Annotated in this window: 18 protein-coding genes; 4 read left to right on the top strand and 14 right to left on the bottom strand. The window is 33.1% G+C overall.

Annotation, left to right across the window (positions count from 1 at the left end; translation table 11 throughout):
• Nucleotides 1-236: 236 nt before the first annotated feature.
• From BMY18_RS12830 to BMY18_RS12810, 5 genes are all read right to left on the bottom strand, one after another.
• A complete protein-coding gene (locus tag BMY18_RS12830; protein WP_092454640.1) occupies nt 237-776 on the bottom strand; it encodes an NADH peroxidase in 540 nt (179 codons plus the stop codon).
• A 113-nt stretch (nt 777-889) separates the two neighbouring features.
• Complete coding sequence (locus BMY18_RS12825; RefSeq protein WP_092454639.1) at nt 890-1,294, bottom strand: Fur family transcriptional regulator; 405 nt, start codon at nt 1,292-1,294, stop codon at nt 890-892.
• 46 nt (nt 1,295-1,340) lie between these two features.
• Nucleotides 1,341-2,405, bottom strand: coding sequence for an undecaprenyldiphospho-muramoylpentapeptide beta-N-acetylglucosaminyltransferase (locus BMY18_RS12820; protein WP_092454637.1), 1,065 nt, complete (start codon nt 2,403-2,405; stop codon nt 1,341-1,343).
• Nucleotides 2,406-2,486: 81 nt separating this feature from the next.
• Complete coding sequence (locus tag BMY18_RS12815) at nt 2,487-3,284, bottom strand: radical SAM/SPASM domain-containing protein (protein WP_092454635.1); 798 nt, start codon at nt 3,282-3,284, stop codon at nt 2,487-2,489.
• Nucleotides 3,284-3,529: a TIGR03905 family TSCPD domain-containing protein gene (locus BMY18_RS12810; RefSeq protein WP_092454633.1), complete on the bottom strand. Its 246-nt coding sequence runs from the start codon at nt 3,527-3,529 to the stop codon at nt 3,284-3,286. Before BMY18_RS12810 ends, BMY18_RS12815 begins: the two co-directional genes overlap by 1 nt.
• A gap of 260 nt (nt 3,530-3,789) precedes the next feature.
• On the opposite strand from BMY18_RS12810, the gene BMY18_RS12805 reads away from it, so the two are divergent.
• The 4 genes from BMY18_RS12805 (at nt 3,790) to BMY18_RS12790 (ending at nt 8,282) form a co-directional block, all read left to right on the top strand.
• On the top strand, nt 3,790-4,482 hold the full coding sequence (locus BMY18_RS12805; RefSeq protein ID WP_092454631.1) for a 5'-methylthioadenosine/adenosylhomocysteine nucleosidase: 693 nt from the start codon (nt 3,790-3,792) through the stop codon (nt 4,480-4,482).
• Nucleotides 4,483-4,720: 238 nt separating this feature from the next.
• Complete coding sequence (locus tag BMY18_RS12800) at nt 4,721-5,341, top strand: hypothetical protein (protein WP_092454629.1); 621 nt, start codon at nt 4,721-4,723, stop codon at nt 5,339-5,341.
• Nucleotides 5,342-5,399: 58 nt separating this feature from the next.
• Nucleotides 5,400-6,749, top strand: a complete 1,350-nt coding sequence (locus BMY18_RS12795) for a glucose-6-phosphate isomerase (RefSeq protein ID WP_330385983.1) — start codon at nt 5,400-5,402, stop codon at nt 6,747-6,749.
• A gap of 576 nt (nt 6,750-7,325) precedes the next feature.
• Nucleotides 7,326-8,282: a D-2-hydroxyacid dehydrogenase gene (locus BMY18_RS12790; RefSeq protein WP_330385982.1), complete on the top strand. Its 957-nt coding sequence runs from the start codon at nt 7,326-7,328 to the stop codon at nt 8,280-8,282.
• 17 nt (nt 8,283-8,299) lie between these two features.
• On the opposite strand, the gene BMY18_RS12785 is transcribed toward BMY18_RS12790, so the two are convergent.
• From BMY18_RS12785 to BMY18_RS12745, 9 genes are all read right to left on the bottom strand, one after another.
• Complete coding sequence (locus BMY18_RS12785; protein WP_092454627.1) at nt 8,300-8,569, bottom strand: hypothetical protein; 270 nt, start codon at nt 8,567-8,569, stop codon at nt 8,300-8,302.
• A 345-nt stretch (nt 8,570-8,914) separates the two neighbouring features.
• Entirely contained in the window at nt 8,915-9,490 is a 576-nt protein-coding gene (locus BMY18_RS12780; RefSeq protein ID WP_092454625.1) for a VanZ family protein, read from the bottom strand.
• 271 nt (nt 9,491-9,761) lie between these two features.
• A complete protein-coding gene (locus BMY18_RS12775) occupies nt 9,762-10,229 on the bottom strand; it encodes a GNAT family N-acetyltransferase (protein ID WP_092454623.1) in 468 nt (155 codons plus the stop codon).
• Between the two features lie 117 nt (nt 10,230-10,346).
• Nucleotides 10,347-10,697, bottom strand: coding sequence for a VOC family protein (locus BMY18_RS12770; RefSeq protein WP_092454621.1), 351 nt, complete (start codon nt 10,695-10,697; stop codon nt 10,347-10,349).
• 23 nt (nt 10,698-10,720) lie between these two features.
• Complete coding sequence (locus BMY18_RS12765; protein WP_242941031.1) at nt 10,721-11,302, bottom strand: phosphohydrolase; 582 nt, start codon at nt 11,300-11,302, stop codon at nt 10,721-10,723.
• Between the two features lie 17 nt (nt 11,303-11,319).
• Nucleotides 11,320-12,012: a class I SAM-dependent methyltransferase gene (locus tag BMY18_RS12760; RefSeq protein WP_092454617.1), complete on the bottom strand. Its 693-nt coding sequence runs from the start codon at nt 12,010-12,012 to the stop codon at nt 11,320-11,322.
• Between the two features lie 112 nt (nt 12,013-12,124).
• Nucleotides 12,125-12,718, bottom strand: coding sequence for a hypothetical protein (locus BMY18_RS12755; protein ID WP_092454615.1), 594 nt, complete (start codon nt 12,716-12,718; stop codon nt 12,125-12,127).
• Between the two features lie 66 nt (nt 12,719-12,784).
• Complete coding sequence (locus tag BMY18_RS12750) at nt 12,785-13,516, bottom strand: hypothetical protein (protein ID WP_092454613.1); 732 nt, start codon at nt 13,514-13,516, stop codon at nt 12,785-12,787.
• 95 nt (nt 13,517-13,611) lie between these two features.
• A complete protein-coding gene (locus tag BMY18_RS12745) occupies nt 13,612-14,544 on the bottom strand; it encodes a hypothetical protein (RefSeq protein ID WP_092454611.1) in 933 nt (310 codons plus the stop codon).
• Nucleotides 14,545-14,659 lie beyond the last annotated feature (115 nt).

Genomic DNA, 14,659 nt, shown 5'->3' with positions numbered 1-14,659 from the left:
ATCAGAAATTTTTTCTACTGCCTTTTAAAAATAGATAACAAAAAATCGCTTAGCCACAACCTTGGTAGGCCATCGCGTAGCGATTTTGTTCAATTCCAATTTGAAGTGGAACCAATATAATCAAGAGGTTGTTAGATGAAAAGCGTCTAACAACCTCTTTTACAAAAATATGGGTGTATAGAATTTCTTCCATACACCCGAAAAGTCTTAAACAATTAATTTTATTGCATTTCTAATTAAGCAAAGTATCTATTTAATAATCCCTGGAAAGCTTTGCCGTGACGTGCTTCGTCTCTACCCATTTCATGAACTGTATCATGAATTGCATCAAGATTTGCTTCTTTTGCACGTTTTGCTAAATCAACTTTACCTGCACAAGCTCCATTTTCAGCAGCTACTCTTAATTCAAGATTCTTTTTGGTGCTATTTGTTAATACTTCTCCAAGTAATTCAGCAAATTTTGAAGCATGTTCTGCTTCTTCGTATGCTGCTTTCTCATAGTACATTCCGATTTCAGAATATCCTTCTCTATGAGCAACTCTAGCCATTGCTAGATACATACCAACTTCTGAACATTCTCCATTGAAGTTAGCTCTAAGATCATCAATAATATCTTGGCTTACACCCTGTGCTACGCCAACAACATGTTCAACTGCCCAAACCATTTCGCCTTCTTGCGCTTTAAATTTTGCAGCTGGTGCCTTGCAAACTGGACATTGTTCTGGTGGTTGATCTCCTTCGTGAACATAACCGCAAACTGTACATACATATTTCATATTTAATTCTCCTTTTTCTATTATATCTTTTCGTATTTATAATTAGTAATGATAACGATTACTGTTTTATAATATCATTAAGATTGGCCTTTGTCAATATTATTATAGATTATTTACCTTTTTAATTCTTTCGCACATTTGGGACACTTTCCATAAAAAAATATACTATTGCCTTCAATGTTACCACCAAAATTTACATTTGCGATTTTATTTAAATCTTGTATTGAATCCATATCAGTTATATTCAAATCCAGAACTGCACCGCATCGATTACACTGAAAATGATAATGCTTCAGTGTACAACCGTCAAAATGTTCGGCGCCGTCACTACATGGCACTTTAATTGCTTCTCCTATTTCAACCAGTAGCGATAAATTCCTGTACACTGTTCCTAAACTAATTTTAGGAAATTCTTTTCTCATATTTATATATACGATATCTGCTGTTGGATGATCTGTTCGGCTTTCCAGAAAATCTACAATTGCTTTTCTCTGTCTACTATATTTCAAATTTGACATACATTTCTCCTCTATCCTAATTGTCATTACGAATATTGTCCATGCATTATTTGGTGTTTTCTTTAATTAAATCCATAATTAGATCTATTGCATTTCCTTGTTGACTTGACTCCATTGCTTCATAGTATCTATCTTTGTTATTGTATAATTCATTTACTGCATCAAGCATTCTCTTTGGTGTAATGTCCTCTTCTGGAAGTACACTGCTAAAGCCTTGCTGTTTAAATGATATTGCATTTAGTATTTGATCGCCACGGCTTGCATTTGCAGATAACGGAATTAAAAGGTTGGGTTTCTTAAGTGCTAGCAACTCACAAATAGCATTTGCACCCGCTCTTGAAATAACAATATCACACATTGCAAATAGATCACGAAGCTCTTTGTTACTATACTCAAATTGAACATATCCTTGTACTTTGTTAAGGCTTTCATCTGTTTTTCCTTTTCCACAAATGTGTACAACTTGATATTTTTTTAATAATTCAGGTAATACATTTCTAACTGCCTCATTCACCTTTACAGCCCCTGAGCTTCCACCGATTACCAAAATGACCGGTTTGTTCGCTGTAAATCCACATAGTTCAAGTCCTTTTATTTTATTACCACACAGAAGTTCTGCTCTAATGGGCGAACCCGTCAGTTCCGCCTTATCTGCTGGTACGAAATTCAAAGTTTCAGGAAAATTACAACATATCTTCACGGCTGCATGCATGGCTATCTTATTTGCAAGCCCTGGTGTCATATCGGACTCGTGAATAATTGCGGGGATTTTATTTTTTCCGGCAGCCAACACTACTGGGACCGAAACAAACCCACCTTTTGAAAATACGATATCGGGTTTGATTTGCTTCATTAATTTTAAAGCTTGGCCAAACCCTTTCAGTACTCTAAATGGATCGCTGAAATTTTTCAAACTACTATAACGTCTTAGCTTTCCTGATGAAATTGCATAATATGGTATGTCCATTTCTTCTATTAGTTTCTTCTCGATTCCTTCATATGATCCAATGTAAAAGACTTCATATCCTGCCTCTTTCAAACTTGGAAGCAATGCAATATTGGGAGTTACATGTCCAGCAGTTCCACCACCTGTAAGTACGATTTTTTTCATTATTTTTCAGAACCTTTCTGATTTTTTTACTATATGTGTTGAAATTATTTGTAATAATTAGCAAATTTACTCTTCATTATACTACTTCGTAAATCTTTCCTTATAGCTGCAATGCACACACAATGGCTCATGCGCTTTTCTATTTCTAAAGTTATTTATGACGTCATTGCATCGCTTTTCTGCAAGAATATCACTTAAATGTGTCCAAAAAATGTTCCCAAGATTAATTATTCCATTTCCATCCAAACAACAGGGAACAACCGTTCCATCACACAGAATCGCTAAATGTGTTCTAAGCCCCTGACAAAATCCAGATTCATTTGAATACTCATTATTAATATCTGGCCATTCAAACGGACTTCTTACATTCACGTACAAATGCTGTCTTATTTTGCAGTTACTTTGTCCAAACAGATTGGGGTCACTTGGCGTATTCCATAATCTGAGGGATATTTCTGTGTTCGTTAAACGGTTGATTTCATTACAGCTATAAAACAAATCTTTCACATATTCATCTAAATCAATATTTGAGTTGTCGTCTGCACTGTGCATTGAAATATTAATCTGGTGAACCTGATGAGAGGTTAAAATGTCAAGTCGTTTTCTTACCATTGTTCCATTCGTTGTTATATTGATTCGAATATGATTGTCTTCACATATTTGAAGGATTTGTTCTAATTCTGGATGAAGCAGGGGCTCACCCTTCACATGTAAATATATATAGTCAGTATATGGTTTTATCTCTTCAATTATATGTGTAAATTCTTCAACGCTCATAAATCTTTTATCTCTTTTTGTCTCCTGACAAAAAGTACAAGACAGATTACATGCATTTGTTATTTCAACATATATTCTTTTAAATCTCCTATCATTACCCATTATTGATTTGCCTTGTACTCTTTTAAAGCATTTGCTAACTGATCTGGGCACGACGTAGTTTTAAATCCACATTTTATATTCTCCATACGTCTAATTGCTTCATCAATATTCATACCATCCACAAGGCTTGCAACCCCTTGGCTGTTTCCGGCACATCCGCCATCAAATTTTACTCTCTTAACTATGTTATCTTCCACATCAAATTGAATTGAACGTGAACAAACTCCTTTTGTCATATATTTCATGGTTTTATTCCTTTCTAGATTGCATAACATATATATGCCTATTGCATTATTGTTGGGTTCATTATTTTGCGTTTGTTATTGTGTGTTCGATATTTTACGATCGTAATATTGTGTTCATTATACCACATTCATTATATTACATTCATTATATTACATTCATTATATCGCGTTTATTATAGCACGATTGAATTTGATTTGCCATTTGTAATTTTTTTCTATATAATCTAATTAATATTAGAATTGAATAGATTGGAGAAATAATGATAGGTATAATAGGAGCAATGGATGAAGAAGTCCTTCAGATTGTAAATGAAATGGAAGTCGAAAAGGTCGAAAATAAAGCATCAATGACTTTTAATATGGGAAAATTATCTGGTAAAGATGTTGTTATCGTTAGAAGTGGTATCGGTAAGGTAAACGCTGCTGTTTGCACACAGATTCTTGTTGATGATTTTGGCGTTGATTATGTAATTAATACGGGAATTGCAGGCTCCTTAAAGTCAGAAATTGATATTGCTGATATTGTCATTTCTGATGATGTTTTGCATCATGATATGGATGCTAGTGGATTTGGTTATGCACTCGGTCAAATTCCTAGAATGGAAACACTATCCTTTAAAGCAGACGAAAAGTTAATTGCCTTGGCAAAGGACAGCTGCGCAAATGTGATTCCCCGGGTGGGCGTTCATATTGGACGAATTGTAAGTGGTGACCAATTTATTTCTAATAAAGAGGTTAAGGATAAGATTATTTCTAATTTTTCGGGTTACTGTACGGAGATGGAAGGTGCCGCAATTGCGCAGGCTGCTTATTTAAACAACGTACCTTTTCTTATATTAAGAGCAATTTCAGATAAAGCGGATGATAGTGCAACTATGGATTATCCAACATTTGAAGCCCAGGCAATTAAGAATTCAGTTCTGCTTATAAGGGAACTTGTGGCAAGAATATAGGTTGTTAGAAGTTATGTAATGACTTCTATAACCGCCAATGGTTTTAAGAATTTTTCTACAAAATTCTATAAATAATATGGATTATCATAGCATATCATGGGGTAAAATGCCGTTAAATGGCGATTTTGCCCCATTTTTGTTGAACGATTTTTGCCACCGCCATCTATCTAAATATATTTTCTTGCAATATAATATTAGGCGTACAACTTTATATAAAAGGTGAAAGGGGCATTTAGATATGAAGGTTCTATGGGTATTAATGCTTGTAGCATTTGTTTTGGGAATGCTGAGCAAAATTATTGTTGGGAGCATTTATGGAAGTATGACAAGAGAGAATTCAAATAATTCTTTGGTAAAGCAGATTCGATTAAAATATGATAATTGTCGGAAACTAGATATTCGTATTAATAATGTGAACGTATTTGTGGAAAAGGCTTTGGAAAATTATCGGTTCTGTGGATTTAGTTTAAATGGACTGAATAATATTTCTAAAGAAATGGAATACATATGTATATCACTCGGAATTATTAACGCACTCGTTTTTCAAAATAACTTCTCTGCTGTAACTTTTGGTCTTGGAATTGGTACACTTTCGGCTATAGCGATTAAACTTCTTGAACAAATAGTCGATGCGGATAATCAAAAGCGCTCTGTAATCGTTGAACTCGTTGATTATCTTGATAATACCACCGTACATCGTGAATCTATGAAGGACAACGCACTTAAGCATTTTTCAAAGGAAGCCTCGACTGAATTCAATAAATTAAATAAGAATTTTGAGAAAATCGAGTCAACTGTCACAAGATCTCCTATGGACAACCGTATTCTAGAAGAGATACTCGAAGAATATTTAACTTGAAATATATACTTAAGATGGTATAATAATCCTAACAAACGAAGAAAAAAAGGAGAATTTTATGATGCCAAAAGTTAGTTTTGATTATACAAGAACATTAGGATACATGCACCAACATGAGCTTGACTCAATGAAATCAATCACTCAGAATGCAAAGGATTTGCTACTATCTAAAAATGGAGAGGGACATGAATATCTTGGATGGCTTGATCTTCCTATTGATTATGACAAGAACGAATTCGATAGAATCAAAGCTGCCGCTTCTAAGATTCAATCAGATTCAGAAGTACTTCTAGTCATTGGAATTGGCGGCTCTTATCTTGGAGCAAGAGCAGCAATTGAATTTCTAAGACATAATTTCTACAACTCTGTTTCAAAAGAAATCAGGAAAACACCAGAGATTTATTTTGTAGGAAATAGCATAAGCTCTAATTATATTTCAAATCTAATAGATGTTATCGGAGAAAGAGATTTTTCTGTAAATATTATATCAAAATCAGGTACTACTACCGAGCCTGCAGTTGCATTCCGTGTTTTCAAAAAGCTTCTTATTAACAAATATGGCAAAGAGGCTGCTGCTAAAAGAATATATGCTACAACCGATAAATCACAAGGTGCATTGAAAAACCTTTCTACCGAAGAGGGTTACGAAACATTTGTTGTACCTGATGATATCGGCGGTCGTTTCTCAGTTCTCACTGCTGTTGGTCTTCTTCCAATCGCTACAAGTGGCGCTGATATAGACAAGCTTATGGAAGGTGCTGCATCTGGCCGAAAACGTGCTCTCGAACTTGACTTTGAAGATAATGATTCTATGAAATATGCTGCAGTTCGTAATATCCTTCTTCGAAAAGGAAAAGAAGTCGAGATTTTATGCGATTATGAGCCAAGTCTTCACTATACACTTGAATGGTGGAAACAGTTATTCGGCGAAAGCGAAGGCAAGGACAATAAGGGTATTTTACCTGCATCTGTAGATCTCACATCAGACCTTCACTCAATGGGACAATTTATCCAAGACGGTTCACGCATTATGTTTGAAACTGTTCTTAACATAGAACATGTAAAGAATACGATTATCATTGAAGAAGAAGAAAATGATCTTGATGGACTCAATTATTTAGCTGGAAAAACTGTTGATTTTATCAATAAGAGTGCAATGAACGGAACGATTCTTGCTCATACAGATGGCAATGTTCCAAATCTTTTGGTTAATATTCCAGAGCAAAACGAATTCTACCTTGGCGAATTATTCTACTTCTTTGAATTTGCTGTTGGTTTGAGCGGATACATTTTAGGCGTGAATCCATTTAATCAACCAGGCGTTGAAAGTTACAAAGCAAATATGTTTGCATTACTTGGCAAACCTGGATTTGAAAAAGAAAGAGAAGCATTGTTGAAACGCTTATAAGAGCTTGAAGGGGGGGCCACATAGTTTGTTGTGGCTTTTACCCACTATGTTGTGAGTGAATATGGATTTGTAATTATTTATTTTGCCTGCCTTTCCTTCAAGCAATATATTTTTTACAAGCCTCAGAGATGATGAAAAGGCTCACTTACGTTCGCTTTTCATCTGAGTCTTGACAAAATATGGGCATTGCTTTCAGCCGGTCGACGGCAAAATGAATAATTGCAAATTCATATTCACAATTTCATTTGATGGTGGCGGCACCGGTTTTGTAGGATCCGGCTTTATGGGCTCTCCCCTTGGGGACACTGGCTTTGTGGGTTCTCCCTTGGGGACACTGGCTTTGTGAGTTCTCCCTTTGGGGACACTGGCTTTGTGAGTTCTCCCTTTGGGGGATGGAAATTGATTAGTTATGATTCAATTAATAGCGTAGATAAGCTTTTAAACATTGATGGATTTTAGAGTATTTAAATTTTAGAGTTGAAAATATGGTATGAGTATGTTGGCAGAATTAATATCCGCAAGGGGTTAAAGTGCTCACATGCTCATATTTATTATAGTGAAGGAGATGGATGGATTATGAAGATTGTGATTACGGATTCACTTACCCTGGGAGACGATATTGCTTTAGGACAGTTTAATAAACTGGGGGATGTTGAGATCTACAAGTCGAGCACTGCAGAAGAGGTGGCTATTCGACTTGCTGATGCTGATATAGCAATTGTAAATAAGGTACCGATGAATGAGGCTTCCTTAAAAAATGCGCCAAACCTTAAAATGATTGCGCTTACTGCAACTGGCTATAACAATGTAGACTTAATTTATACGGATAAGCGAAAGATTACGGTTACGAATGTTGCCGGGTATTCAACTAATTCCGTTGTTCAGCATACCTTTGCATTACTATTCTATATATTAGAGAAATTAAGTTATTACGATAATTACGTAAAATCTGGAGATTACGCAAAGAGTTCTATATTCACTAATTTTGATAAAATATTTGTAGAACTTCATGATAAGACATGGGGAATTATTGGACTTGGCGAAATTGGAAGAAATGTTGCAAGCGTTGCTAAAGCATTTGGCTGCAGGGTCGTGTATTACTCAACTTCTGGAAAGAATAATAACAGCGAATACGAAAGAGTTTCCTTTGACGAACTGCTCGCACAATCTGATGTGATATCAATTCATGCACCACTCAATTCTGCGACTGAAAATCTAATGAACTATGAAGCATTTACAAAGATGAAAAGATCTGCAATTCTTCTTAATCTAGGACGTGGTCCAATTGTAAATGAAACTGATCTTGCAAATGCATTGAACGAAGATTTAATTGATGGAGCTGGGCTTGATGTGATTTGCAAGGAGCCTATTGAAGCAAGTAATCCACTGCTCACTATCAAAGACAGCTGCAAACTTATTATTACGCCTCACATTGCTTGGGCAACTTTCGAGGCGAGATCTCGTTTGATGGATGAAGTATATGAAAATATTGCGGCATTTATTAGAGGGGAAAAGCGGAATGTGATCGAATGAATGTAATCTCTGCTTTTCTAATCTTCCTCTATTACATGAATCTCTAAAAAATCAAAATCAATATGATCTATAAAATTATCTTGCAAAAACCTTACTTTTGAGTGGCGCTTGAAGCTTTCGATATTGGACTCTAACCAAATAGGCTTTCCCAGATCGAACTCATAACAGGCAGCTTCTATTGATGTGAATATTTTTTGCGTACGTGTCATATTTGAATTGTCATTGCATATTACTGTATCTTTCATGAGGTGATTCTCGTTGAAGATTTTGCACCATAAACGGAACATAGGGGTGTGTTTCCTTTCTTGAGGGGAGTGGGATGTTGGTGGTATTGGCTGGTATTACGAGCCATTGCGCATAAAAAAATGGCTTGAATACTGGGGTTGTAAGGATTCGGATGAAACTTTGTGTGCATTTATGTGAAGTTGTTGTTGATTATCATATCATATATTTGTTGGGGTTAGTTGTTAAATATCGTTAAATCGAGTTAAATTTTGTTAAAAAAATGGCGTAAAAATGGAGTAATTTTTGAATTGTGGCGTAGGGGAAGGTACAATTTTGGCGTAGAGTTGGGGTTTGAAAAATTTTTATTAATTGTATTTTATAATTGAATCTTAAGTTTGTCCATCTTGTTATTCTTTTTTTGTCTCATTTTTGTTAAGGATTTTATAATACAATGGTTTTATTATAAGATATATTATGTATCCAATCATAGAGCCTGATACATTAAGAATGATATCATCGACATCTACAGACCGATAATTATATTGTAATATGACACCAATGAAGAATTGTAAAAATTCAATTCCTGCTGAAACTAGCAATGCTAAAATGAAAAAGTTTTTTATCTTGTTCATTCCTTTAAAATACAATGGTGCATATATACCTAAAGGTATTAGCATACAAAAATTACCACCAACTTGACGTAAGCTTATGGACAAATCATTCCTGCTAATTATGTGATATATACTGGAAAATGGGATAAAATTATTCTTACGTCCATAACCATGCTCCCTACACATATTCAAATATCTAAGGTCAATAGGAATAGGAAATAGTGTGATTGAAATTACAAACAGTATGAAAATTACAAAAAGATTTGTACAAAATAATTCTAAAAATGTTGTTTTGTGTTTGACCGTATATATTACGCTTAGGATTAAAAAGATTGTGTATAATATTATTGCAAAGCCTATGAATTTTAACATAATTTTATGATGTCCCCTTTATTTTAAATTTATTTACTGTCCCCAATCATTTCTAACTATTAAAAAAAGTTCTAATTACTTATATTTTATTCATATCCAAATTACGTTTTATTATAGCATTGAGAGGATAGATTCTCAAACTATTTCTGAAATTGGTCTGAAATATAATAGATTCAATTATGCATTAACTATTAGTTTAGTCACTTATTGAGGATGCAAAAAACTACTAAACTAATAATGTAGTTAGTAGTTTTTCTCGACAAATTGGAAGTTATCTGTGCTTTTCCAAACGAATACATCCGTCTTCACCTGGAGTAGCTATATTGTTTTTATATGTATACCCCATTTTCTTATAAAACTCGCAAGCTGTTATTGATGCGGGTATTTCGACTCGTTTAGCTCTTAAAAAGAATTCATCGCTTTCCAGCGTTTCAATGATTTTTCGTCCTACACCTTTATTCTGATACTCAGGTAAAACAAAAATGGTCAACAAAATGCTTTCTGTTTTGCTTCCCCAATAACCTGTTATAGAACCGCAACCAACTACGTTCTCATTATCACATACTACATACATATTCGCATCTTTAGCACGTTCCTTTAACACATCTGGAGAATGAGAACTAATGTTTGCCTCAATGTTTTCAGCAGGATAGTCTGGACTATTGCTTATTCTTAAAGTTTTTGCAATTACTTGCGCTGTTTCGTCAGCATCTTCTTCTACAAATCTTCTGATTACCAATGTTATCTCTCCCTCGTAAATTCAAATTTGTAATTATTTTACCATATTTCTACTAACTTACAATATTAAGTTTTCAATGTTAACTACTGCACTAAATTTTTAAGTTAGTGACGTTTATCAACACTCTACTGGTGCAGTTATTTCAATACGATTACCTTCGCTATCTTCAAACTCAGCTACCCAGTTTTCCCCAATCTTTGATAATAGAAACACAACATTCAGCTTGCTTAATTTACTTTCTAAAATAGTTTTATTACTTATGCTAACACTTGGCAAGCAATTACTACCAAATAAATGTTTTTCATTCATTTCTAAATAAGCAAAAAGGCCAAATCTAAAACCGTCTATTTCAAATACGCTATATACCCTATCTTTTTCTCTTACTTTCCGTTCAAAAAAGTCTTCATAAAATGCAATTGCTCTGTCCATATCATTTACACAAATGTAAAGCGAATTTATTTGAAACATCTACATCACCTCTAATAATATTTTTATACACCTAGTAACTTATAGATATCCTGCCCCGTTTTCTTATCAAAATAAGTTTTTAAATCAAGATACGCTTTCCATTTTGGAATAGTCAAATCATTAAATCCCCTACGAAGAACAACATCTACTAATCTCTTTTCAACAAATGTCGCTCCAGTTGAAAAGGAAATGGCATCGCATAATTGAACTAGACGGTCATAATCATTATATTCAATGTTATTAAGGAAATCCTGTATGAATTTTGTTTCTAATTCATTACAGTCATTTTGTCCATTGTAAGCTTTTACATCTTTATAGGGAAACGAATGCGTCAAACAAATTCTGGCATTATCCTCAAAACCTTGTTCCATCATATAATTATATCCGTCAAGTATATGTTTCATATCAGTCACTCCACCCCTACGGCCTATATCATGAAGCATCCCTAATATCTGTGCCACATTTGAGTCAATATCATCACATTGTTCTGCTATTGTTTTTGCACAAATGCCTGCTACTCTATTATGCAAGACCCAGGGTCCTGGATTTAATTCTTCTGCATCTAATAAAAATTTCTCTGCCTGTTCTATTGTTGGTACTTTCATAATGACGTCTCCCTTCATTAATTTTTCTGTAAAATAATATGATGAAACATAGCTACTGATTTAAAATCATCCAATTGACTTACTTTCGTTTCGATATCAAACATTTTCTCCTGCCATTCTTTCTCCTTATGAATTTCCTGATTCTGCTGTAAATGCCAAAAAGTCCTAATACCGTAAATTCCCTTAATTTTAAATGCATTACACAATTTTGTTATATCTTCATCCTCATAGTAATTAATTGTCCCAAAATCTTTTGCATAACCATTCTTACTGTTTAACAAATCATTTGCATGTTCAAAATTGTTTAGTAAAACAACCATTTGCATAACTCGTCCATTACGATTATGTTTTACAACTGAAAGAGTTCCTCTAGCCTTTAAAATTCTTCCGAACTCATTTAGAATTTCTATCCGTTCATCTACATATTCCAACACATTGTGGCAAAGAATTATATCAAAAAAATCAGATTCTATTTCCTTTAATTTATCAATGCTTCCTTTTAATTGAACATATTGATTTTCGATTATATGCCCTGCTATCATTTCTTCATTTGGTTCAATAGCTACCACTTCATTATTGACAGCAAAATGATTGGCCGAAATCCCATATCCACTACCGAAATCCAGTACTTTTTTATTATGTATAAATGAGAGCTGATTCCATATCATTTTCTTTTGCAATAGTTCCCAAGGTTGCATTTCATAATTCATAAATTTATTCCCCTATAATATATTCCATTGGCGTATATAAAATCCCGTGGAATTCCTGTTGTTCATCTAAATCTTAATAATTGGCATTTTAAATGATTTATAGATTGAAGTGCTATTTAATTGTGGCCATACTCCTTAAATACTCTCTTGTTATATTTACTATATCATCAGATGCCTGTTCAATTTGAACTATTTTAACACATACCTCTGCAAAATGTTTATCTGCTTCAAAGTCAAACTTTCTAACTTCTCCCATACTATTCATACACAAAAAATAGAATGCTTCGTATATCTTGTATATATCCTTATCCATAAAAGATATATTTTTCAAAGTTTTCTCGCGAAGTTCATGGCATTTTTCCTTCGCTTCACTATGTTCTTCTGTAAAATCCTTGTTAGGGTTAGTACCCATTGCTCTTATTGCTGCCCATCTAACCTTCATTACCAACGGAGTAATTTCTTGATATATACTAAACTCTATATCAAATATTTTCATATTCTTATATATAATTTGTTCATTTAAAGATTTATATTTTTCGGTTTCTAATGCTAAAGAATTCTTATACAATTCTATTTGTTTATCATATTCAGCGATTTTTTTATTCATAAAAGCATCAGCCCAAAATTTTGAAAAGAAACCAGCCAAGGCGGCGATGATAACCCCAATCCCTCCGACAGTTCCTATAATATCAAATAGTATCTTCACTTATTTATCCCCCTTAAAGACAATGTATTGTTATACGTCATAGAAAACCAACTTTAGATATTCAATTTAGTCAGTTAAAGTTAATATCGCCTTATACTCGTTTTCTAAAAAATCCTCAATTAGATACAGTGATGTAATGTCTTCTATATTCCCTATATCAAGAATAAATTCTTTCTGGACTTTAATATCTGCAAGGAATCTATATTCTTGTTGTAACGAAAAATATTCTTCCCGCTTTGAAAAAGCAATATGATTAACTCCCTTAATAACATTTGTAAAATGAAACGTTGAATCTTCTTCATAATATGAAATAGGACCTCTTTCAAACAAAATATTTCTTTTTTCAAATGCAATTTTAACTCTATTAACGAATTCAACTTTGTCCTTTATAACAAGAACAGAATCTCCAAATTCTTTTAATTCTTCTTTTTGCTTTTCAGTGAAAGCCATCTTGTATTCTAATTTATCTCCATGCACTATTTCTTTACTACAATTTCTCATATCAAATGAAAACATGCAAAATACTGGTTTTTTTTCATATCCTAACGAAAGAGTGGTTTGAGCGATTGGCGATTCTAAAAATATTTCGTTACTTTCATTGTCTATGATTTTCAGATTTATAAGTACGCCCTTTGCTTTTGCCTCTAATTCATCAGCGACGAACTTTTTTAAAGACTTCTTTTCCAAATCTATGTAGTATTGTAATGGTTTCATATACATTATTCCATTTTGAAGCATTACAAGTTTATCTCTATTTTGAAATTTCATTAGTATCACAAGTGCCTCTTGTACAATCATAATATATCCTCACATTTCTATTTGATTACCCTATATATTTCAACTTCGAATATTATATATTTTTGATAGTAAAAACTCTGCATTTACATAAAATATCATAATACCGAAATATTAATAGTAGGTAACAGGACATTTAGTTCCTTTATAAATTTGATTTTTTTACTATGCTCAAAATGGGGGCTGAATCGTATCTGAAAATCATTAAATGCAGATTCATTTAGAGGGACCGCTATTTTAGGGAAATACGGCCATTTTTCTTTTGGTTCAAGAAAAGGTTGTATGCCTACTTTTAGTCGAACTTCTTTTTCCGAAATCCATTCTTTTGTATAAGGTTCATTATCATTACGAGTACAAATACCCTTGGTCTTTTTTATTATTCCTGCAACGGTTGGTGTCAAAGATTGACCATGTAGCTTCATTCCTTGATAATAAGTAAAACTTGAGCCTAAAATATCCTTCTTTAATTTATCATCATAAACGACTTGATAAAAGTCAAAATCAAATATATAGTAAGGATTAATTATTCTATGATTATTTACTTGCTCTGATATTTTTTCATTTCGTGCATCATAATTATTTTTATAAATTTCAAAAAAACTATTATCAGTTTCTTTTTTACATTCAGAGTTCATAAATATAGCAGCTTTCTGAAATCCTTCTTGTTTTACACTGAATAAAACACCATCATCCATATTGCCATACTCTTCCCAATGTTCGCTTGATATGTCACTACAATATGTGAAGCATCCTACATAATAAGAACTTTCATATTCTGGTGCATCGATTCGATTAGCTTCTTCTTTATCATTTACTAACTTTAGATTTGTAAGCCATAATTCTTTATTTTGAATAATGCTCAGTAATGCGGATGACTTAGTACATTGAAAAAGGAATTTATGATTCTTTGCTTGTTCTCTTGATGCATTAATAAATTGCATATTATCATTTATGGAAGGAATATTGATAGTAGAACCTTCCAGATTTTCAATAAATTTCAATAAATCTAAATCATTATTCAGATTTTTCACTTTTAAACCCCTGTCTATATACTTTTTTTAACTAATTCCCTTATATCAGATGACCAAAAACCATACAAATGAATATCCTTTTAGTTTATTTCCTTCTTCTTTTCTATATTTAGTT

The organism is [Clostridium] fimetarium, from assembly GCF_900111235.1.
Classification (GTDB): domain Bacteria; phylum Bacillota; class Clostridia; order Lachnospirales; family Lachnospiraceae; genus Clostridium_N; species Clostridium_N fimetarium.
Note: the sequence above shows the minus strand (reverse complement) of the source record. Positions and strands in the feature narration are given on the sequence as shown.

Bases quoted from the DNA above. Each gene is read 5' to 3' on its own strand.
- BMY18_RS12815 (WP_092454635.1), bottom strand. From the start codon at position 3,284: ATGGGTAATGATAGGAGATTTAAAAGAATATATGTTGAAATAACAAAT.
- BMY18_RS12820 (WP_092454637.1), bottom strand. From the start codon at position 2,405: ATGAAAAAAATCGTACTTACAGGTGGTGGAACTGCTGGACATGTAACT.
- BMY18_RS12760 (WP_092454617.1), bottom strand. From the start codon at position 12,012: ATGAATTATGAAATGCAACCTTGGGAACTATTGCAAAAGAAAATGATA.
- BMY18_RS12795 (WP_330385983.1), top strand. From the start codon at position 5,400: ATGATGCCAAAAGTTAGTTTTGATTATACAAGAACATTAGGATACATG.
- BMY18_RS12785 (WP_092454627.1), bottom strand. From the start codon at position 8,569: ATGTTCCGTTTATGGTGCAAAATCTTCAACGAGAATCACCTCATGAAA.
- BMY18_RS12750 (WP_092454613.1), bottom strand. From the start codon at position 13,516: ATGATTGTACAAGAGGCACTTGTGATACTAATGAAATTTCAAAATAGA.
- BMY18_RS12800 (WP_092454629.1), top strand. From the start codon at position 4,721: ATGAAGGTTCTATGGGTATTAATGCTTGTAGCATTTGTTTTGGGAATG.
- BMY18_RS12805 (WP_092454631.1), top strand. From the start codon at position 3,790: ATGATAGGTATAATAGGAGCAATGGATGAAGAAGTCCTTCAGATTGTA.
- BMY18_RS12810 (WP_092454633.1), bottom strand. From the start codon at position 3,529: ATGAAATATATGACAAAAGGAGTTTGTTCACGTTCAATTCAATTTGAT.
- BMY18_RS12770 (WP_092454621.1), bottom strand. From the start codon at position 10,697: ATGTTTCAAATAAATTCGCTTTACATTTGTGTAAATGATATGGACAGA.
- BMY18_RS12765 (WP_242941031.1), bottom strand. From the start codon at position 11,302: ATGAAAGTACCAACAATAGAACAGGCAGAGAAATTTTTATTAGATGCA.
- BMY18_RS12780 (WP_092454625.1), bottom strand. From the start codon at position 9,490: ATGTTAAAATTCATAGGCTTTGCAATAATATTATACACAATCTTTTTA.
- BMY18_RS12825 (WP_092454639.1), bottom strand. From the start codon at position 1,294: ATGTCAAATTTGAAATATAGTAGACAGAGAAAAGCAATTGTAGATTTT.
- BMY18_RS12790 (WP_330385982.1), top strand. From the start codon at position 7,326: ATGAAGATTGTGATTACGGATTCACTTACCCTGGGAGACGATATTGCT.
- BMY18_RS12830 (WP_092454640.1), bottom strand. From the start codon at position 776: ATGAAATATGTATGTACAGTTTGCGGTTATGTTCACGAAGGAGATCAA.